The sequence below is a fragment of the Roseobacter sp. HKCCD5988 genome, from assembly GCF_037830355.1.
Classification (GTDB): domain Bacteria; phylum Pseudomonadota; class Alphaproteobacteria; order Rhodobacterales; family Rhodobacteraceae; genus M30B80.
In genome coordinates this window covers 715,830-734,621 of record NZ_JBBLYJ010000001.1, presented here as the reverse complement: position 1 = coordinate 734,621, position 18,792 = coordinate 715,830, and the positions used below count along the sequence as shown (strand labels likewise).

The 18,792-nt window shown below is 56.4% G+C and carries 17 protein-coding genes; 7 read left to right on the top strand and 10 right to left on the bottom strand.

All coding sequences use genetic code 11. The features are described 5' to 3' along the window. Positions 1 to 148 precede the first annotated feature (148 nt). Positions 149 to 2,338 (top strand): excinuclease ABC subunit UvrB, encoded by a 2,190-nt coding sequence (gene uvrB, locus AAC636_RS03660; protein WP_340263012.1) that lies wholly within the window; start codon positions 149 to 151, stop codon positions 2,336 to 2,338. 170 nt (positions 2,339 to 2,508) lie between these two features. Next, positions 2,509 to 3,765, top strand: coding sequence for a lytic murein transglycosylase (locus AAC636_RS03655; protein ID WP_340300445.1), 1,257 nt, complete (start codon positions 2,509 to 2,511; stop codon positions 3,763 to 3,765). Here AAC636_RS03655 and AAC636_RS03650 read toward each other — a convergent pair. Continuing rightward, positions 3,757 to 4,245 (bottom strand): tRNA (cytidine(34)-2'-O)-methyltransferase, encoded by a 489-nt coding sequence (locus AAC636_RS03650; protein WP_340252543.1) that lies wholly within the window; start codon positions 4,243 to 4,245, stop codon positions 3,757 to 3,759. The genes AAC636_RS03655 and AAC636_RS03650 overlap by 9 nt on opposite strands. After that, positions 4,238 to 4,834 carry a carboxymuconolactone decarboxylase family protein gene (locus AAC636_RS03645; protein ID WP_340300444.1) on the bottom strand — a complete coding sequence of 199 codons (597 nt, stop codon included), beginning with the start codon at positions 4,832 to 4,834 and terminating at the stop codon, positions 4,238 to 4,240. The genes AAC636_RS03650 and AAC636_RS03645 overlap by 8 nt, the downstream gene beginning before the upstream one ends. An 82-nt stretch (positions 4,835 to 4,916) precedes the next feature. On the opposite strand from AAC636_RS03645, the gene AAC636_RS03640 reads away from it, so the two are divergent. Next, entirely contained in the window at positions 4,917 to 5,396 is a 480-nt protein-coding gene (locus AAC636_RS03640; RefSeq protein ID WP_340300443.1) for a pyridoxamine 5'-phosphate oxidase family protein, read from the top strand. On the opposite strand, the gene AAC636_RS03635 is transcribed toward AAC636_RS03640, so the two are convergent. The 3 genes from AAC636_RS03635 to AAC636_RS03625 all read right to left on the bottom strand — a co-directional run bounded on the left by AAC636_RS03635 (position 5,393) and on the right by AAC636_RS03625 (position 7,856). Beyond that, a complete protein-coding gene (locus AAC636_RS03635) occupies positions 5,393 to 5,674 on the bottom strand; it encodes a hypothetical protein (RefSeq protein WP_340261717.1) in 282 nt (93 codons plus the stop codon). The genes AAC636_RS03640 and AAC636_RS03635 overlap by 4 nt on opposite strands. Before the next feature lie 95 nt (positions 5,675 to 5,769). Next, positions 5,770 to 6,204, bottom strand: a complete 435-nt coding sequence (locus tag AAC636_RS03630) for a DUF4864 domain-containing protein (protein ID WP_340300442.1) — start codon at positions 6,202 to 6,204, stop codon at positions 5,770 to 5,772. Between the two features lie 71 nt (positions 6,205 to 6,275). Then, the gene (locus tag AAC636_RS03625) at positions 6,276 to 7,856 is read right to left on the bottom strand and encodes a lysine--tRNA ligase (protein ID WP_340261718.1); all 1,581 of its coding nucleotides are present in this window, start codon (positions 7,854 to 7,856) and stop codon (positions 6,276 to 6,278) included. Positions 7,857 to 7,972: 116 nt separating this feature from the next. On the opposite strand from AAC636_RS03625, the gene AAC636_RS03620 reads away from it, so the two are divergent. Further along, complete coding sequence (locus tag AAC636_RS03620; protein WP_317656398.1) at positions 7,973 to 8,392, top strand: tellurite resistance TerB family protein; 420 nt, start codon at positions 7,973 to 7,975, stop codon at positions 8,390 to 8,392. Between the two features lie 35 nt (positions 8,393 to 8,427). Further along, on the top strand, positions 8,428 to 9,693 hold the full coding sequence (locus tag AAC636_RS03615) for a SulP family inorganic anion transporter (protein WP_340300441.1): 1,266 nt from the start codon (positions 8,428 to 8,430) through the stop codon (positions 9,691 to 9,693). A 3-nt stretch (positions 9,694 to 9,696) separates the two neighbouring features. Here the strand turns inward: AAC636_RS03615 and dacB are convergent, their stop codons facing one another. Next, positions 9,697 to 11,178: a D-alanyl-D-alanine carboxypeptidase/D-alanyl-D-alanine endopeptidase gene (gene dacB, locus AAC636_RS03610; RefSeq protein ID WP_340300440.1), complete on the bottom strand. Its 1,482-nt coding sequence runs from the start codon at positions 11,176 to 11,178 to the stop codon at positions 9,697 to 9,699. Positions 11,179 to 11,240: 62 nt separating this feature from the next. Next, positions 11,241 to 11,861: a nicotinate-nucleotide adenylyltransferase gene (locus AAC636_RS03605; protein ID WP_340261728.1), complete on the bottom strand. Its 621-nt coding sequence runs from the start codon at positions 11,859 to 11,861 to the stop codon at positions 11,241 to 11,243. Positions 11,862 to 11,990: 129 nt separating this feature from the next. Here AAC636_RS03605 and ettA point away from each other — a divergent pair, with 129 nt between their 5' ends. Beyond that, positions 11,991 to 13,646, top strand: coding sequence for an energy-dependent translational throttle protein EttA (gene ettA / locus AAC636_RS03600; protein WP_317656403.1), 1,656 nt, complete (start codon positions 11,991 to 11,993; stop codon positions 13,644 to 13,646). Between the two features lie 219 nt (positions 13,647 to 13,865). Then, positions 13,866 to 14,390, top strand: a complete 525-nt coding sequence (locus AAC636_RS03595) for a DUF4329 domain-containing protein (protein WP_340300439.1) — start codon at positions 13,866 to 13,868, stop codon at positions 14,388 to 14,390. Between the two features lie 3 nt (positions 14,391 to 14,393). Here the strand turns inward: AAC636_RS03595 and gcvP are convergent, their stop codons facing one another. From gcvP to gcvT, 3 genes are read right to left on the bottom strand one after another with little or no spacing between them, the layout of a single operon-like run. Then, positions 14,394 to 17,234, bottom strand: coding sequence for an aminomethyl-transferring glycine dehydrogenase (gene gcvP / locus AAC636_RS03590; RefSeq protein WP_340300438.1), 2,841 nt, complete (start codon positions 17,232 to 17,234; stop codon positions 14,394 to 14,396). A gap of 22 nt (positions 17,235 to 17,256) precedes the next feature. After that, positions 17,257 to 17,619 (bottom strand): glycine cleavage system protein GcvH, encoded by a 363-nt coding sequence (gene gcvH, locus AAC636_RS03585; protein WP_340244695.1) that lies wholly within the window; start codon positions 17,617 to 17,619, stop codon positions 17,257 to 17,259. 17 nt (positions 17,620 to 17,636) lie between these two features. Beyond that, positions 17,637 to 18,740, bottom strand: a complete 1,104-nt coding sequence (gcvT, locus tag AAC636_RS03580; protein ID WP_340300437.1) for a glycine cleavage system aminomethyltransferase GcvT — start codon at positions 18,738 to 18,740, stop codon at positions 17,637 to 17,639. Between the last annotated feature and the right edge of the window lie 52 nt (positions 18,741 to 18,792).

The following is an 18,792-nucleotide window of genomic DNA, read 5'->3' as shown; positions in this document are numbered from 1 at the left end:
ATTAACTTTTTGGAAACCTCACAGCGCCCCAATGAATGAGCCCTCTATCGCTTGTCCTTGGCGCGCAGCGCGATAGGATAGACCCTGCGCACAGACCATGCGTGTGACCTGTGGAAGGGCCAAAATGCATAACAATTCGCCAAGCTCTATGCCCGATTTGCCACGCGCTGCGTCCCCGCGCGAGGGACGCGCCAATAGCGATCGTTTGGCACGCGAAAAACTCGAAGGCGGCAAGCGCTTTGTGATGCAGACCGAGTTTACCCCCGCGGGCGACCAACCCCGCGCGATTGCCGAGCTTGCAGCCGCCGTAACAGATGGGGATCGCAACCAAGTTTTGTTGGGGGCAACTGGCACGGGCAAGACCTTTACCATGGCCAAGGTGATTGAAGAAACACAGCGCCCCGCAATCATACTTGCCCATAACAAGACCTTGGCAGCTCAGCTTTACGGGGAGTTCAAAAACTTTTTCCCCGATAATGCGGTCGAGTATTTCGTCAGCTACTACGATTACTACCAACCCGAGGCCTATGTCCCGCGCACGGACACGTTCATTGAGAAAGAAAGCCAGATCAACGAACAGATTGACCGAATGCGCCATTCCGCCACCCGCGCGTTGTTGGAACGAGACGATGTGATCATCGTGGCATCGGTGTCCTGTATTTACGGCATTGGCTCGGTCGAAACCTATACGGCTATGGCAGTCGATCTATTCGCAGGACAAGACTATGATCAACGGCAGGTCATGGCCGATTTGGTTGCACAGCAATATCGGCGCAATGATCAGGCGTTTCAGCGCGGCTCATTCCGGGTGCGCGGCGACAGTTTGGAAATTTGGCCTGCGCACCTCGAAGATCGGGCATGGCGTCTTTCGTTTTTTGGCGAGGAACTCGAAGGCATCACCGAATTTGATCCGCTGACGGGTCAAAGCACCGATAAATTCGACAAAATCCGTATCTACGCCAATTCGCATTACGTCACCCCACGCCCAACCATGCAACAGGCGGTGAAGGCCATCAAAGAAGAATTGCGCCAGCGCTTGGATCATCTTGTGGCTGACGGGAAACTGCTTGAGGCACAGCGCCTTGAACAGCGCACAAATTTCGACATCGAAATGCTTGAGGCCACAGGCGTCTGCAACGGTATCGAGAACTATTCGCGCTATTTGACAGGCCGCGCCCCGGGCGAGCCGCCCCCCACCTTGTTTGAATATATTCCAGATAACGCCATCGTCTTTGCCGATGAGTCGCATGTTACTGTTCCGCAGATCGGGGGCATGTATCGCGGAGACTATCGGCGCAAATTTACTTTAGCCGAACACGGGTTCCGACTGCCCTCTTGCATGGATAACCGACCGCTGAAATTCGAAGAATGGGACGCGATGCGGCCACAATCTATCTTTGTTTCGGCCACCCCTGCTACTTGGGAATTGGAACAGGCAGGCGGCGTCTTTACCGAACAAGTAATCCGTCCAACGGGCCTGTTAGACCCGCAAATTGAGATCCGGCCAATTGAGACGCAAGTGGATGACCTGTTGGATGAAATCCGCCAAGTCGCGGCCAAGGGCATGCGTGTGCTTGTCACCACATTGACCAAGCGCATGGCCGAAGATTTGACCGAATATCTCCATGAACAAGGCGTCCGCGTGCGCTATATGCATAGCGATATCGACACAATCGAACGGATCGAGATTTTGCGCGATTTGCGCCTTGGCGCCTTTGACGTTCTGATCGGGATCAACCTGTTGCGCGAAGGATTGGACATTCCCGAATGTGGGCTTGTCGCAATTTTGGATGCCGACAAAGAGGGCTTTTTGCGTTCTGAAACCTCGCTCATTCAAACCATCGGACGGGCCGCTCGAAATGCGGATGGCCGTGTCATCATGTATGCTGACCGGATCACAGGCAGCATGGAACGCGCGATTGCGGAAACGGATCGCCGCCGCGCCAAGCAGATCGCTTATAATGAGGAACACGGGATCACCCCCACAACAGTGAAGAAGAATGTCGAGGATATCTTGGCGGGGCTGTATCAAGGCGATGTGGATATGAGCCGCGTCACCGCAAAAGTCGACAAACCTATGGTCGGTGCAAATCTGGCTGCCCATCTCGATGGGCTGCGCGCGCAGATGCGCAAAGCAGCAGAGAATTTGGAATTTGAAGAGGCCGCGCGCTTGCGCGATGAGGTCAAGCGCCTAGAGGCGGTGGAACTGGCTGTGGCGGATGACCCGCTGGCCCGCCAATCTGCCGTGGATGAAGCGGTCGAGGCGGCAAGCGCCGCAAAAGGACGCAGCACCGCAGGGCGGCCTGGGCAACGGGGTGGGGTCAAGCGCCGCAGATAGGGCGGCACCCTGCGTGCCCTCACAGCCCAAGCTCGCCTTTTGAACCGCGCCGACAAAGGCCTCTGAAACGGTACATCTGCCAATTTTTGTGGATCATCATCCCGCATTCTTGTCGCCCTTGCGCGAAGAATTTGGTAGAAGGACGCGCATAAGAACAAGAGGCCGCGAGCATGACCCTCACCAGACGCATGATGATGCTAACCACGGGCGCATCCCTGCTTGGCGGGTGCGTGCCAAACCCGTTGGATGGCTTGACCCAAGCAGGTCAAAACTTCTTGCGCCCAACCCCGCCTGATCTGCAACCAACCCCAAATGCGGGCTATGCCCAATGGGTGGCCAATTTCAAATCTCGCGCAGAGGCACGGGGAATACACCCCGTCACCATTTCGCAAGCTTTCCGTGGCACAGGCTATTTGCCAGGTGTCGTGACCCGCGACCGCAATCAGGCAGAATTCTCTCGCAGTTTCGAGGATTATTTGAACCTTGTCGCCTCTGAGGCCAAGGTGACTTCGGGCCGCGCAGCCTTTACCAATCAATCGCGCCTCTTGCGCCGCATCGAAGACCAATATGGCGTCCCACGCGAAGTGGTGGCGGCGATTTGGGGCGTTGAAAGCGAGTTTGGTACAAAGCGCGGGGATATTCCCGTGATCTCAGCCACATCGACCCTTGCCTATGACGGACGGCGCGCGGCCTTTTTCGAGGCGCAGCTTTTTGCTGCTCTGCGGATTTTACAGCAAGGCCATACAACCGCCGAAAACCTCAAAGGATCATGGGCAGGGGCCATGGGGCATACCCAATTCATTCCCACCACCTTTGCGGCCCATGCGGTGGATTTCAATGGTGATGGCAAAAAAGATATTTGGAGCATTGATCCCACAGATGCCTTGGCCTCAACCGCCGCCTATCTGCGCGAAGGGGGCGCATGGCAAAGCCAATTTGGCGTGGGTTGCGAGGTGCGCCTGCCCCAAGGATATTCGGGGCCTTCTGGGCGCGGCGCGCCAAGCACGCTTGCCACTTGGATTGCGCGCGGCGTGGTGCCTGTGGTGACGCCCACCCGCAATTTGGGCAATCCCGCCCTGCTGCTGCCTGCAGGGCCAAACGGGCCTGGGTTCCTCGTTTCGCCCAATTTCAGCGCGCTCTTGCGATATAATGCATCGGATAATTACGCGCTTGGTGTCATCTACCTCGCAGGGCGGCTGACTGGGGCGGGGCCTATATCAACGCCATTCCCACCAGATCAATATGGACTGCTGATCGAAGATCGCCGCGCTATCCAAGGGGGCCTTAAGGCGCGTGGCTATCAGATTGGCAAGATTGATGGCGTATTTTGCCGGCAAACCGAAGCCGCCATTCGCGCCTTTGAGGCTGAAAGAGGATGGCCCATCACAGGCCAACCTTCGCAAACCCTGCTGACCGCTTTACGCTAAGGCGTGACTGCGCAAGGCTTGGTAGGCTGCCGCGCAAGCGATATTCGCCAGATTCAAAGAGCGAATATGCGGGGAATACATCGGCAAGGAGACAAGCCGATCCGCATGGGCTGCGATGATCTCAGGAGACAGCCCTGTCGTCTCACGGCCAAAAACCAAATAGGCATCTTGGGGAAATTCGACCTCATAGGCCGATTGCGCCCAATCATTTTCAAAGAGAAACAACTGATCCGCGCGCGGCCTGCGCGCTGCGATAAACGCTTCCCAATCATCATATTCTGTCAGGCGCACATGTTTCCAATAATCCAATCCCGCGCGGCGTACTGATTTCTCCGATAGCTCAAACCCATAGGGTCGGATCAAGATCAATTCCATATCCAAGCCCACGCAAGTGCGCCCAATCGTGCCCGTGTTCCCGGGTATCTCAGGTTGGAACAACACGATCTTCATCTGATGCGGGGCTTGGGGGCGCTCAGACATGCTTGCCGACTCTCCACCCAGTGGCGTCTTTCAAACGCGCCTCACCTTTGCTGATTGGAAGATCTTCAAGGGCGGATCCCATACTGTCATTCCAACGATTAAGATACCCAAACAGCGCGACAACGGCCATGATCTCGACCACAGCAGCCTCGCCCCAATGCGCCTTAAGGCGTGCGCCGATTTCTGGTGTCACCGCGTTTGGCACAAGGGTTGCCGCCTGCGCAAAGGCCAAGGCGGCTTTCTCGGCCTCGGTAAAATGGGGGCTATCTTCAAAGGTGAACACATCGTTCAACCGATCTTCTGACGCGCCAAACCGCTCAGAGGCCAAGATCATATGGGCCTGACAATACAGGCAGCCTGATGCCTGACTGGACACATACCCAAGCAGGCGTTTGAATTCAGGCGTGACTGCGCCGTAATCCGTCATGACCGCCACGTTCAAATCGGTAAAGGCCCGCGCGATTGGCGCACGATGTGCCATGGTGCGCACAGAATTTGGGATCACCCCCAACGGCCCTTTGAAAAACTGAACGTGATCTGCCAGATCGCGCTCTATTTCCTCTTCCTCAAGCGGGCGGATCAATGCCATGATGCGGGTCTCCCTTCTTTTCCCTGTGCTGCGCAAACCGTGGCGCGCAGAGGCAAAACTTGCAAGCGAAAGGCGCGGGCCAATGGAAAAAGCGACAAACCCCATACGCCCGACCGACGATGCGGCGCGCGCATTGGCCCGTGAGATATTGGCAGACCATAACTATGCGGCGCTTGGAGTCACTGACCCGCAGACAGGTGCGCCCACTCTCAGCCGTGTCGCCTATGTCTGGCTGCCTGAGACAGCACAAATTCTTAGTCTTATTTCAGATCTCTCCGCGCATAGTCGCGCCTTGGCAGAGCGGCCAAACTGTGGGCTGTTGATCGGCTCTGTGCATGATCGCGGCGATCCTTTGACCCATCCCCGCCTGAGTTTAGAAACCTATGCCCTGCCCTGTGACAAGGCCGAAAAAAAGGCGGCCTATCTGGCCGCCTATCCCAAAGCAAAGCTCTATTTTGATTTTGGCGATTTCCGTATGGTGGAATTCACCGTCAAAGCCGCGTTTTTAAATGGCGGCTTTGGTCAGGCCTTTCACCTTACCCCCGATGATCTGCGGCCTTAGGGCGTGTCACAGCGCGCGGTCAATTGCAATGTGCCACGCACAGGCTGAGGCCAGTTCAGGCGAATTGAGCCGCGCCCAACCCGATGCCGCGTGGTGGCATAGGGGGTGACGTATTGGACAACATTGGCGCTGTTGCGCAACGGCCCCTCAGGCAGGGCAGAGGCCGCAACCCGCGCCTGACCCTCAAAGGGCAGCCAATCGCGCAAATCCACCTCCCAAACCTGCTGCGGGCTGTTTTCCGTGACGGCAAGCGTCACAGGGTTTTGGGTGTCCCGCAAAGCCCTGAACCGAACCTCGCAGAATGTAAACTATTGGTTTGATAGATGCGTTGCGGAGGGGTTCCACGTCAAACGTGTTAAAAACGTCTTAATCCTTAGACCGAGGCGGGCGGCTGCGGCATGTAATGGACACCATTGATCCACCAATCACCCGCAATCTGGACCATTTCGTAAATCAAAAGATGGCTTTGCCAATCGCGATCAATTACTTCGACCTGCTGAAAAACGCCAGTTTGGGTCACACGCGCCGCACCAAACCGATAGGTCAGCGGATGCCACACCATGGGATAACCTTGCTCGACCATGCGGGCAAATTGATCCTGATCGCCAAATAAATTTTGAATAAGGGGGCTTGCATAGCTCCATGCGCGGGGGATGTCTTGGGCGCGAAAGGCTTCAAGCTGGGCGGCAATGGTCGCTTCAACGCGATTATCAATCTCAGGTGCAGACTGCGCCAGCGCCGAGCGCGGCGCACCGGCCAAGCCCACCCCCAGAACCAGAATCAAAGTGATGACATAATGACGGATCACGCCTGATGACCTTTGACCTCTATCCCTTGCTGGCAAGAGGTAGGGGGCAAAAGGTAAAGGTCAATTGCGCCTCATGCCGCCAAATCGCCGCGCAATCCTGCCTCGATCAGCGCGATTGTCTCGTTCACACCATAAAGCGCGATGAACCCGCCAAAGCGCGGGCCTTGGCTTGCGCCCATCAACACCTCATAAAGTGCGCGGAACCAATCGCGCAGCGGCTCGAACCCATGATCTTTGCCAACCGCAAAGACAAGCGTTTGCAGCGCCTCATCTTCAATCGGCCCATCATAGACCTTGAGCCGCGCAACAAGATCCTCAAGGGCAGCGCGCTCTGTGTCATTGGGCAGACGAAAGGTTTTTTCTGGCTTCACAAAATCATTGTAATACCGCACCGCAAAACCCGCCGCTTGATCCATATCTGGATTGGTTTCAGGCGAGGCATCAGGCGCATAACGGCGGATGAACCCCCATAGGGTTTCCTTGTCTTCCGCCCCAGCCACAGAGGCAAGATTGAGCAACATCGCAAAACTGACCACCATATCGGAGGCAGGCACAATGCCGTTATGAATGTGATGCACAGGGTTGGATAATTTCTGCGCCCAGTCCTGATCAGAATAAGCCCGCAATTGTTGGTGATATTCATCCACGGCCTTGGGGATCACATCAAAATAAAGCCGCTTGGCGGTTTTGGGTTTGCCAAACATAAAATAGCTCAAGGACTCGGTCGAGGCATAGCTGAGCCATTCATCAATCGAAATCCCGTTGCCAGACGATTTCGAGATTTTCTGCCCTGTCTCATCCAAGAACAATTCATAGGTGAAATGATGCGGCGCAGGTGTGCCTAAGATTTCACAAATCGCGTCATAAATCGGCGTGTTTGTGGAATGGTCTTTGCCATACATTTCGAAATCAACGCCCAACGCCGCCCAGCGCGCGCCAAAATCAGGCTTCCACTGCAATTTGCAATTGCCGCCCGTCACGGGCAGCGTCCATTCACGCCCATCCTCATCATCAAAGGTGATCGTATGGTTCTGCGCATTCACCTCTTTCATCGGCACATACAGCACGCGGCCCGTTTCAGGGTGGATCGGCAAGAAGATGGAGTAGGTCTGTTGGCGTTCTTCGCGCAACGATTTCAACATCACCTTCATGATATCGTCATAGCGCTCCGCAGCACGCTTTAGAACGGTATCAAACTGGCCTGACCGATAGAATTCGGTCGCCGAATAAAACTCATATTCAAAACCAAATGTATCGAGAAACCGCCGCAGCATGGCGTTGTTATGGTCGCCAAAACTGTCAAATTCTTCGAACGGATCAGGCACAGATGTCAGCGGCTTTTGTAGATGCTCACGCAGCATGTCTTGGTTAGGCACATTGCCCGGAACCTTCCGCATCCCGTCAAGATCGTCCGAGAAACAAATGAGACGCGTTGGAATGTCGCTTATCGCTTCAAAGGCGCGGCGGATCATTGTGGTGCGCAGCACCTCGCCAAATGTGCCGATATGTGGCAAGCCACTAGGGCCGTAGCCCGTTTCAAACAGCACATAGCCCTTTTCAGGCGGGGCTTTTTCATACCGTTTCAAAATCGCGCGCGCTTCCTCAAAAGGCCAAGCTTTGGAACTGAGGGCGGCATCACGAAAATCAGACATTTGGCTTCATCCATCACAAGCGCGGCATCGGGTGGCCGCATTGCCTCTGCACCTATTGCGGCAACCGAGCGGGGTCAATAATCTAAACCCAAAACAGAACCCTGAAAGGATCCCGCATGAGCTCTGAAACCTCCCTTTCTGCGCAAGACGCGCTCGTTGCGCTCATGATGGCAGTCTCGCTCTCGGATGAGTCAGTCGGCACCGCTGAGCTGGTCACCATCGAGGCCTTAGTGAATAACTTGCCAGTCTTTGCCAATTACGATGCAGATCGGATGCAAAATGTCTCAAAAACTGTGTTCGACCTGTTCGAAGAGGAAGATGGCTTGGATGCGCTGTTTGGTCTAGTGAACCAAGCCTTGCCAGAAAAGCTCCATGAAACCGCATATGCGCTGTGCTGCGATGTGGCCGCCGCAGATGGGTTATTGGGGCAAACGGAACTGCGTATGCTAATGGAAATCCGCTATCAATTGGACATTGATCGTCTTGCGGCGGCAGCGATTGAACGCGGCGCACGCGCGCGGCATATTACACTTTAAGGCGGCAATTTTCGCCGCGATTCGATGGCGGCACCATGAAACCACAAATCCTAAGCACGTGGCCGGGCTATACGGCAGCGGCAGCAACGCGTGACGTTTTTGCAGGCGTCACTGTGGCGATGGTGGCCATTCCCCTATGCCTTGCGATTGCGATCGCCTCGGGTGCAGAACCCATTCATGGGCTGATCACCGCGATTGTGGGCGGGTTCCTAATTTCCGCCCTTGGCGGCAGTCATGTGCAAATTGGCGGGCCAACAGGCGCGTTCATCGTTGTAGTCTATGATGTCATCTCTCAACATGGGATGGATGGCTTGGTATTGGCCACGCTGATCGCGGGCGTGATCCTATCGCTCGCTGCACTGTTTCGTGCAGGCAGCCTCATCGCGCATGTGCCAGAACCCGTGATCAACGGATTTACCGTTGGCATTGCGGTGATTATCGCCACAAGCCAACTGCCCGATTTTTTGGGAATTCCCTTAAATGATGCGCCCGCGCATTTCTTGGGAAAACTGGCCGCTATTTGGCAGGCGCGTGATCAAATCGCACTGCCAAGCTTTGCGATTGGCCTTGCAACCATGGCGGCCATCGTCCTGTTGCGGCGGTTCTTTCCACGCTTCCCGGGCTTGATTTTAGCTGTCGCGGGGGCGTCTGGACTGGCGTTTATGTCCCTACCTGATGTGGCCACAATCGGCAGTCGCTTTGGCGCATTACCCACCGAATTCCCTTGGCCGTCCCTGCCCCAGATCACCTATGAGCGCGTGTTGGAATTGCTGCCCTCTGCCCTCATCATCGCCTTTCTGGCAGGGATCGAGTCGCTTTTATCGGCGATGGTCGCAGATCGGATGACCAAGAATGTGCATCGCCCAAATGCAGAATTGATGTCGCAAGGTGTCGCCAATCTGGCATGTGCGGCCTTTGGATCGCTTCCCGCAACGGGTGCGATTGCACGCACGGCGACCAATGTTCGCGCAGGCGGCACAACCCCTGTTGCGGGGATGGTGCATGCGGGGGTCATCTTGTTGGTCTTTCTTTTTGCAGCGCCTTTAGCAAATTACTTGGCCCTGCCCGCTTTGGGCGGGCTTCTGTTGCTGACAGCTTGGAATATGTCCGAACCACATCATTGGCGCAGCTATGTAACAGCGGGGCCCGTCTCTGATCGTGGCCTCTTTGTGCTAACGCTCGTTTTGACAGTCTTCACGGATCTAACCGTTGCAATCGCTACGGGTGTGGCCATCGGCCTTGCGCTGAGACTGAAGCGGCGCAAAGTTCCGCCGCAAGATTGGACGCCGCCTGATCGGTAAATGTCAGCCAAAGCCGCGCAGCCATGACACTAGCATATCATTTTGCAATGTGCGGGCGCGACCTATCCATGTCCGCCCACCGGGGGGGCGGTCGCGCTCCTCAGGGCCAAGCGCCGCACGGCGGGGCAAATCCGCATTGAAAATTGCAAAGGCTAAGGGCCGATTGGGACCCTCAATATAGCCGGTCAAGGTCGAGACAAAATTCAACGTGCCTGTTTTGGTGACAATCTCGGCCGTGCCAATTTGGGCTTGCACCTCGTCATTCACGCGATGCGCCCGCAACAGGTTTCGCAAGCGCCCCCTTGGCCCCGCCGCAACCAAAGCCTGCACCATTTGCACAGGCGTCATCTGGCTTAAATCCTGCAACCCAGAATGATCGTGTAACTCAGCCCGCCCCGACACATAGCGCCCTTCAAGCCGTGCCGCCATGTGATCGGCAGATTGGCGCAAACTTGGATTGGCCGCCCCCGTTAGGGTTTGTGTTGCGCGCAATCCTACGACCTCAGCCGTGAGATTTGTCGAATAGCGCAGCATAGAGCGCAGCATCCCATCAAGGGGCGCGCTTGAAATTTCCGAAAGAACCACGGCCTCAGACGGCACGGCAGTTGCGCGCTGCACCCTGCTCAGCACAATGCCAGAGGATCGCGCAAGCGAGGCAAAAACTTCGCCCACATAGGCGGCCGTATTGCGCACAGGCAACCAGCGCCCCCCCTCACCCGTAAGGGCCGATCTGGCCACCGACCAACCCTCGCGCGCCGTTGCAGTTTCCGCGCGGTAGTCCAAAATAGGGGCCGCGCGATCCGCGACAGTCAAGCCAATTCCCAAAACCGCAGGGCGCAAGTCATCAGCGCGGGAATCAAGCCCAACCTGTAGGCCATTCGTTCCCTGCTCCCATGCCAGATAGACCCTGTTAAAATTCAAGTTCAGACCCGAAATTGCAGGATTATACCCCGCATAATCGGCCTGTGTCGCATCAATAAGGGGAATGGACGGCAGGGATGTATCCACGAGGTGCAGCGCGCCTGTCACCTCGCGCAGACCTATATCGCGCAGGCCCGTGACCAGCGTGGCAAGCCCCGTGGTGTCCAAATGGGGATCCCCCTCGCCATACAGCCAAAGATCCCCTTCAAGCCGCCCGTTTCGCAAATTTCCCGTGGCCAAAACCCGCGTTGCAAATCGATAGCCTGCCCCAAGGGCGTCCAACGCGTAAAGCGTGGTTAAAACCTTCATCGTGCTTGCGGGGGGCAAGTTTGCGCTGGCGTTATGGCCCTGTAATATCTCGCCCGTGCGCGCATCGGCCACAACAGCGGCCACCGCGCCTTGATAGGGGCTTGCGGCAATAAGGTTCTCAAGACCTGCGGCACCTGCGGGGGTGGGCGCGGTCGGACGCGGCATCGGCACGAGGGAGGACAACGGGGCCTGCCCATAGGCCGCGCTTGCCGCAGCCGAGATACCACCCGCCAAAACCCCGCGCCGCGTGATCATCTGCCCACCTCGTTATCCTTTGCCAATCTTGCCGCGCAGTAAGCCAAGCCCGAACGGGTTTCTCAAGACCATACACCCGCTGCGCGCAATTGTGATGAACTTTCACTGCGCAAAGGTAGGGTAAGATAAGTCCAAGCTGGGGCTTCGTAATCGGCCAAGCTATAGGCCAATTCAGGCGCCACCCGCGCGGCATCGTACGCGCGCGCAGCTTTCGAGAAGCGGGCAGGCAACCCCGCTTGCGGGCGCGCAAAAACAGCAATCGGTAGACTTGAGATGATCTCCTGCCAATCCTGCCACAGGTGAAACTGGGCCAAATTATCAGCCCCCATCATCCACACAAACCGCAGCTTTGGATAAAGCGCCTGCATTTGTCGCAAGGTCTGCGCAGTGAACCTTGTGCCAAGCTGCGCTTCAATGCCCGTGACCCGCAGTTTCGGATGGCCCGCTTGCAAGGCCCGCGCGGCGTTAATCCGCGCATCAAGGGGCGCAGGCCCGCGAGATTTCAACGGATTACCTGGACTTACCAACCACCAAACCTGATCCAAGCGCAGCCGCTTGAGCGCCTCACGACTGATATGCAAATGCCCCGCATGTGGCGGATCAAACGAACCACCAAAGAGGCCAATGCGGGCAGCCTCAGGGGCAAAAGGCAAGGTGTGGCGAAACACGGGATAAACTTCCACGACAAATCATAGGTCCACCTTCGCCTCTATCACGAAGCAAAGCCGCAAGGAAAGCAGGCGAAGCGATTGCCGAAAGCAGCCATCCCCATTAGAAGAGGAAAAAATCCACTCTCAAAGGACAACGCACGCATGGCCTCCTATCAATATGTCTACCACATGGACGGTGTCTCTAAGACCTATCCTGGTGGCAAGAAATGCTTCGAGAATATCCGCCTCAGCTTCTTGCCCGGTGTGAAAATCGGTGTGGTCGGTGTCAACGGCGCAGGTAAATCCACATTGCTGCGGATTATGGCGGGCTGGGACAAGGACTTCTCTGGCGAGGCATGGGCCGCGCAAGGCGCAAAGGTGGGCTATCTGCCCCAAGAGCCGCAACTCGATGAAACCCTCACAGTGCGCGAAAACGTCATGCTGGGTGTGGCCGAGAAAAAAGCCAAGCTCGATCGCTTTAACGAATTGGCCATGAACTATTCGGATGAAACCGCCGATGAAATGGCCGCGTTGCAAGATGAGATTGACAGCAACAACCTGTGGGATCTCGACAGCCAGATTGATGTGGCCATGGAGGCCTTGCGCTGCCCGCCCGATGAGGCCATGCCAGAGCATCTTTCAGGCGGGGAACGCCGCCGCGTGGCGCTGTGCAAATTGCTGCTTGAAGCGCCTGATATGCTGCTGTTGGACGAACCGACCAACCACTTGGACGCGGAAACCATCGCTTGGTTGCAGCAGCATTTGATCGACTACAAAGGCACGATTTTGATCGTCACCCATGACCGTTACTTTTTGGACGACATCACAGGCTGGATTCTCGAACTCGACCGCGGCCGCGGCATTCCATACGAAGGCAATTACTCAAGCTGGCTGGAGCAAAAAGCCAAACGCCTTGAGCAAGAAGCCCGCGAGGATAAATCGCGCCAGAAAACTCTTGAGCGCGAATTGGAATGGATCAGACAGGGCGCAAAGGCGCGTCAGGCCAAGCAAAAGGCCCGTATCAACGCCTATGAAGAATTGGCGGGCCAATCCGAGCGCGATAAAATCAGCCGCGCACAGATCGTCATCCCCAATGGGCCACGCTTGGGTCAAAAGGTGATCGAAATCGAAAACCTGACCAAGGCCTATGGCGACAAGTTATTGATCGAAGATCTCAGCTTTAGCTTGCCGCCTGGCGGGATCGTGGGCGTGATCGGGCCAAACGGCGCGGGTAAATCCACGCTGTTTCGGATGCTGACGGGCCAAGAAGGGCCTGACGCGGGCACGCTTGAATATGGCGATACGGTCAAGCTGTCCTATGTCGACCAATCCCGCGATGCACTGGATCCAGAAAAAACAGTTTGGGAAGAGGTTTCGGGCGGGGCCGAGATCATCGAACTGGGCGATGCCACGATGAACAGCCGCGCTTATTGCTCGGCCTTCAACTTCAAAGGCGGAGATCAGCAAAAGAAAGTGGGCCTTCTGTCAGGGGGCGAACGCAACCGCGTGCATATGGCCAAACTTTTGAAATCAGGAGGAAATGTTCTTCTGTTGGACGAACCGACCAACGATTTAGACGTGGAAACCCTGCGCGCGCTCGAAGACGCGCTGACGGATTTCGCAGGCTGCGCCGTGGTGATCAGCCACGACCGCTTCTTCCTTGACCGCATCTGCACCCATATCCTCGCCTTCGAAGGCGAGGCCCATGTGGAATGGTTCGAAGGCGCCTTCTCCGATTACGAAGAAGACAAAAAACGCCGCCTCGGGCCAGATGCGCTTGAGCCGAAACGGGTGAAATACAAGAAATTCGCGCGGTGAGATAACAAAGCCGCCCCGCTGCGGGGCGGCTTTCTCTCGGGTGGATTCTGACGATGAACCCGAACGCTGCATTCATTTTCAACTCCGTGAGCGCAGACCCCACACTCGCCAATCTTAAGAAACACGGCATGAGTTCCTAGATTTCCCAAACCTAAGCTCTGGTTTACTCCCCCAATTCCTTTATCTTATAGGCAACTGGTTCAGGGAGCACCGCCCAAGATGAAGTTGACCCTTGCAAGTCTGTTCGTTGGCCTATGCCTCGGCCTGCCCGCCCATGCGCAAGATGCGGATGAACAGCAATTGGTCATGGCACTGATGCACTCCATGAACCGCCATTCCATCACCTATAACCGCGAGGTCTGTGGCTACGTCCTGCGCGATCAAGCGGGGCGCTTGTCCAGTTCGAAATCCAGTTGGGGCGGGCGCGACAGTTGCGCGATGATGGATGCGCCTGCGGGGATGCGGATTATATCCTCTTGGCACACCCATGCGGCTTTTGATCCGCGCTATGATAATGAGGTGCCCTCCACGATTGATGTTGAGGGCGATATGAGCCGTGGCACGAATGGATGGGTCGCCACCCCTGCGGGGCGGTTATGGTTTATTGATGGCCAGAGGGGCGTGATGCGTCAGGTCTGCGGCGAGAATTGTCTGCCCGCAGACCCAAATGTTGTCTCAGAGCCACATCCCGAAGCAGCCAAAACCTACACGCTCGATCAGCTGTATCGCCGCTTCGGGGGTTAGGGCCTATTCCGCCGCGTCCAGATAATCTGTGACGGGCGGGCAGGTGCAAATCAGATGCCTGTCGCCATAGACATTGTCCACGCGGTTCACGGGCGGCCAATATTTATCAACGCGGAACGCCCCCGCAGGGAAGCAACCCACCTCGCGGCTATAGGCGCGCTCCCATGGGCCAACCAAATCTTCGACCGTATGGGGCGCATGGCGCAAGGGGCTGTCTTCGGCGGCGATTTTGCCCGCCTCGACATCGGCAATCTCCGCCCGAATAGCGAGCATTGCATCGCAGAAGCGGTCAATCTCCGCCTTGGTTTCGCTTTCGGTTGGCTCGACCATCAATGTGCCTGCCACAGGCCAACTCATCGTGGGCGCGTGAAAACCGTTATCCATCAGACGCTTGGCGATATCATCGACCGTCACGCCCGCCTCGGCAAAGGGGCGGCAATCAAGGATGCATTCATGCGCGATATGCCCGCCCTGCCCTGTGAAAAGGATCGGATAGGCATCCGATAGGCGCGTGGCGATGTAATTGGCATTGAGAATTGCGATTTTGGTGGCCTGCGTCAGACCTGCCCCACCCATCAATTTGATATAGGCATAAGAAATCGGCAAGATCGAAGCCGAACCATAGGGCGCGCCCGACACAGGCCCTTGGTCGCTGTCCAATTCTGGATGTCCCGGCAGATAGGGGGCAAGATGCGCCTTCACGCCAATCGGCCCCATGCCCGGCCCGCCACCACCATGCGGGATGCAGAAGGTTTTGTGCAAGTTCAAGTGGCTCACATCTGCCCCGATCTCACCGGGTTTGGACAGGCCCACCATGGCGTTGAGGTTCGCACCATCCAGATAGACTTGGCCCCCATGGGCATGAGTGATCTCACAAATCTCGCGCACCGTGCCTTCAAACACGCCATGGGTGGACGGATAGGTGATCATGCAAGCGGCCAGACGATCACCCGCCGCCTCGGCCTTGGCGCGGAAATCTTCAAGATCAACATCACCGTTTTCCGCAGATTTGACCACAACCACATCCATTCCCGCCATCTGTGCAGAGGCAGGGTTGGTGCCATGTGCGGAAACAGGGATCAGACAGATCTTGCGATGATGATCCCCGCGCGCCTGATGATAGGCGGCAATGGTCAAAAGGCCTGCATATTCACCTTGTGCACCCGAATTGGGCTGCATCGACATCGCATCATAGCCTGTGATCTCGCACAGATAATCCGACAGGGCCGCCAGCATTTGCGCATAGCCCTCGGCCTGATCTTGTGGCGCAAAAGGGTGCAGCCCGCCAAATTCGGGCCATGTGATTGGCATCATCTCAACCGCGGCGTTCAGCTTCATCGTGCAAGAGCCAAGCGGGATCATGGCACGATCCAGTGCCAAGTCACGATCCGACAGGCGGCGCATATACCGCATCATCTCGGATTCCGCGCGGTTCATGTGGAAAATCGGATGGGTGAGATACTCTGTTTCCCGCAAGAGCGCGTCAGGGATAGATGGCGCTTCAACCGCATCCAAAAGCGGTGTGCCAAACGCCTCACAGACCGCGGCCAAATGGGCTTCGGTTGTCACCTCATCCACGGAAATACCAATCCGATCTTGACCAACATCACGCAGGTTGATCCCCCGCGCCACAGCCGCGGCCATGATCCGCGATTGTTTGGCCCCGACCTTGACTGTGATCGTGTCAAAATAGCTTTGCGTCAGCGGCGCAAAGCCGCCCGCCTCCAGACTTTTGGCGAGACGCGCTGCGTGCAAATGCACCCGCTGCGCAATCGCGCGCAATCCGCGCGGGCCGTGGAACACCGCATAAAGCGAGGCCATGACGGCCAAAAGCGCCTGCGCAGTGCAGACATTCGAGGTGGCTTTCTCGCGGCGAATATGCTGCTCGCGCGTCTGCAAGGACAGCCGATAGGCACGGCGCCCCTGCGCATCGACCGATACGCCAACAAGCCGACCCGGGATGGCCCGCTTATAGGCCTCGCGACAGGAAAGAAATGCTGCGTGCGGGCCACCATATCCCAGCGGCACACCAAAGCGTTGCGCTGAGCCCACCGCGATATCGGCGCCAATCGCCCCAGGCTCGCGCAGAACTGTTAGGGCCAGCAAATCCGTGCAAACAATCGCCACGGCATTTGCAGCATGCAAGGCCGCAACTTGCGCAGATGGATCATGGAGATCCCCAAATGTGCCTGGATATTGAAAAATCGCACCAAAGACCGTGCTTGCGTCCATATCCTTCGGATCGCCCACAATCACCTCAATCCCCAAAGGTTCTGCACGGCGCTGCATCACGGCAATATTTTGCGGGTGGCAATTTTGGTCGATGAAGAAACCACGCGCCTTTGATTTTGCAACGCGCTCGGCCATCACCATCGCTTCGGCGCAGGCGGTGGCCTCATCAAGAAGCGAAGCATTGGCAATCTCAAGCCCTGTTAAGTCAGCAACCATCGTCTGGAAATTGAGCAGGGCCTCAAGGCGGCCTTGGCTGATCTCAGGCTGATAGGGGGTATAGGCCGTATACCAAGCAGGGTTTTCCAAGACATTGCGTTGGATCGCAGGCGGGGTATGGGTGTTGTAATACCCCTGCCCAATCATCGAAACCATGACCTTATTCTTGGCTGCAATCTCGCGCATATGCGCCAGCAATTCCGCCTCAGACATCGCCGCCCATTCAAGTGGCTTGGTCTGACGAATATCCTTCGGCAATGTTTCATCAATCAGCGCATCCAAATCTGGTGCACCGATCACCTTTAACATCTCTGCCATTTCGGCAGGGGAAGGCCCGATATGGCGGCGATTGCCAAAATCGGTCGGATCATAGGTTTCACGCATCCACTTTGTCATGTCTCACACCTGCTCGGGGGGCTTATTCGCCAATGAAATCTTTGTATTCATCCTCGGTCATGTAGGCATCGACCGCAGAGAGATCGTCTACCTTCATCTTAAAGAACCACGCCTCACCGGTGGGATCGTCATTGACCAAAGAGGGGTTATCAACCAAGGCGTCATTGACCTCGACAATCTCACCATCCAGCGGGGCCAAGATATCAGAGGCCGCTTTGACAGATTCAATAACCACAACCTCATCACCCTTCGCGGCTGCAGTCTCAAGCTCTGGCAATTCTACGAAAACCACATCACCCAATTGAGTGGCCGCGTGTTCGGTGATGCCGACCACAACCAGATCACCATCGACCAACAACCATTCATGTTCTTCTGTGAAACGCATTTGGATGTCTCCCTGTCTTATCGTTTGTAGGATGTTTTGAAAAATGGCAGATCAACCTGCCGCATAGGATGTCGTTTGCCACGCAATTCGCCCCAGATTGGCGCATCTGCATCCGTGTCAGATTGCACCAGCGCCATCGCAATCGGGTGACCCAGGCTTGGGCTAAACCCACCCGAAGTGATCTCGCCGATTTGTGTTTGGCTTGTCTCTGACAAAAACAGGGGCACACCGCCGCGCATCGGCGCGCGCCCCTCTGGCACAAGACCGATCCGTTTGCGCGCAGCTTCACCCGCAAGATGAGAGGCAATTACCCCAACACCCAAATACCCGCCCGCCTTGGCCCCATCGGGGCGGCGTGATTTGGAAATACCCCAAGACAAGCCTGCCTCAACTGGGGAAATGGTTTCGGAAAGATCGTTGCCATATAAGGGCAGGCCCGCCTCCATCCGCAGACTGTCACGCGCCCCCAAACCAATGGGCGCAACCTCATCCATCGCCAATAAAGCGCGGGCGAAGGCATTGCAGACGGGCACAGGCACGGAAATCTCAAACCCATCCTCGCCCGTATAGCCAGAACGGCTCAGCCACAGCTCCGAACCTTGCCATGTCAATCTGCGCACATCCATAAAGCGCAGTGTCGCTACATCAGGCAGCAGACGCGCAAGCGCGCTTTCGGCCAGTGGCCCCTGCAAAGCCAAAAGGGCACGGTCAGTGATGACCTCAAAGCCCTTCAAATGTTTCTCAAACAGTGCCAAATCCTCGGCGCGGCGGGCGGCATTGATCACGATAACGAAACAATCTTCATAGCGCGCGATCATGAAATCATCGACCAAACCACCCGCCTCATTGGTGAGGAAACCATAGCGCTGGCGACCCTCTGCGAGGCCTTCAACCTCAATGGGCGCGATCCGCTCAAGTGCCGAAGCTTGATCTAAGGGCAGCCGCACCTGCCCCATATGCGAGACATCAAACAGTCCCGCCTTTTCGCGCGTCCAAAGATGTTCGGCCATCACGCCCGCAGCATATTGCACGGGCATAGAGTAGCCCGCAAAAGGCACGAATTTTCCGCCTAGTTCTGCGTGAAGCCCCTTAAGTGGCAGTTCCAAAAGCCCCGCGGTCATCAACCCTCCAACACCCCGAGATGTACTCGGAATCGGTTACGCCGAAAAATCG

Bases quoted from the DNA above. Each gene is read 5' to 3' on its own strand.
- uvrB (WP_340263012.1), top strand. From the start codon at position 149: ATGCCCGATTTGCCACGCGCTGCGTCCCCGCGCGAGGGACGCGCCAAT.
- AAC636_RS03655 (WP_340300445.1), top strand. From the start codon at position 2,509: ATGACCCTCACCAGACGCATGATGATGCTAACCACGGGCGCATCCCTG.
- AAC636_RS03650 (WP_340252543.1), bottom strand. From the start codon at position 4,245: ATGTCTGAGCGCCCCCAAGCCCCGCATCAGATGAAGATCGTGTTGTTC.
- AAC636_RS03645 (WP_340300444.1), bottom strand. From the start codon at position 4,834: ATGGCATTGATCCGCCCGCTTGAGGAAGAGGAAATAGAGCGCGATCTG.
- AAC636_RS03640 (WP_340300443.1), top strand. From the start codon at position 4,917: ATGGAAAAAGCGACAAACCCCATACGCCCGACCGACGATGCGGCGCGC.
- AAC636_RS03625 (WP_340261718.1), bottom strand. From the start codon at position 7,856: ATGTCTGATTTTCGTGATGCCGCCCTCAGTTCCAAAGCTTGGCCTTTT.
- AAC636_RS03620 (WP_317656398.1), top strand. From the start codon at position 7,973: ATGAGCTCTGAAACCTCCCTTTCTGCGCAAGACGCGCTCGTTGCGCTC.
- AAC636_RS03615 (WP_340300441.1), top strand. From the start codon at position 8,428: ATGAAACCACAAATCCTAAGCACGTGGCCGGGCTATACGGCAGCGGCA.
- dacB (WP_340300440.1), bottom strand. From the start codon at position 11,178: ATGATCACGCGGCGCGGGGTTTTGGCGGGTGGTATCTCGGCTGCGGCA.
- ettA (WP_317656403.1), top strand. From the start codon at position 11,991: ATGGCCTCCTATCAATATGTCTACCACATGGACGGTGTCTCTAAGACC.
- AAC636_RS03595 (WP_340300439.1), top strand. From the start codon at position 13,866: ATGAAGTTGACCCTTGCAAGTCTGTTCGTTGGCCTATGCCTCGGCCTG.
- gcvP (WP_340300438.1), bottom strand. From the start codon at position 17,234: ATGACAAAGTGGATGCGTGAAACCTATGATCCGACCGATTTTGGCAAT.
- gcvH (WP_340244695.1), bottom strand. From the start codon at position 17,619: ATGCGTTTCACAGAAGAACATGAATGGTTGTTGGTCGATGGTGATCTG.
- gcvT (WP_340300437.1), bottom strand. From the start codon at position 18,740: ATGACCGCGGGGCTTTTGGAACTGCCACTTAAGGGGCTTCACGCAGAA.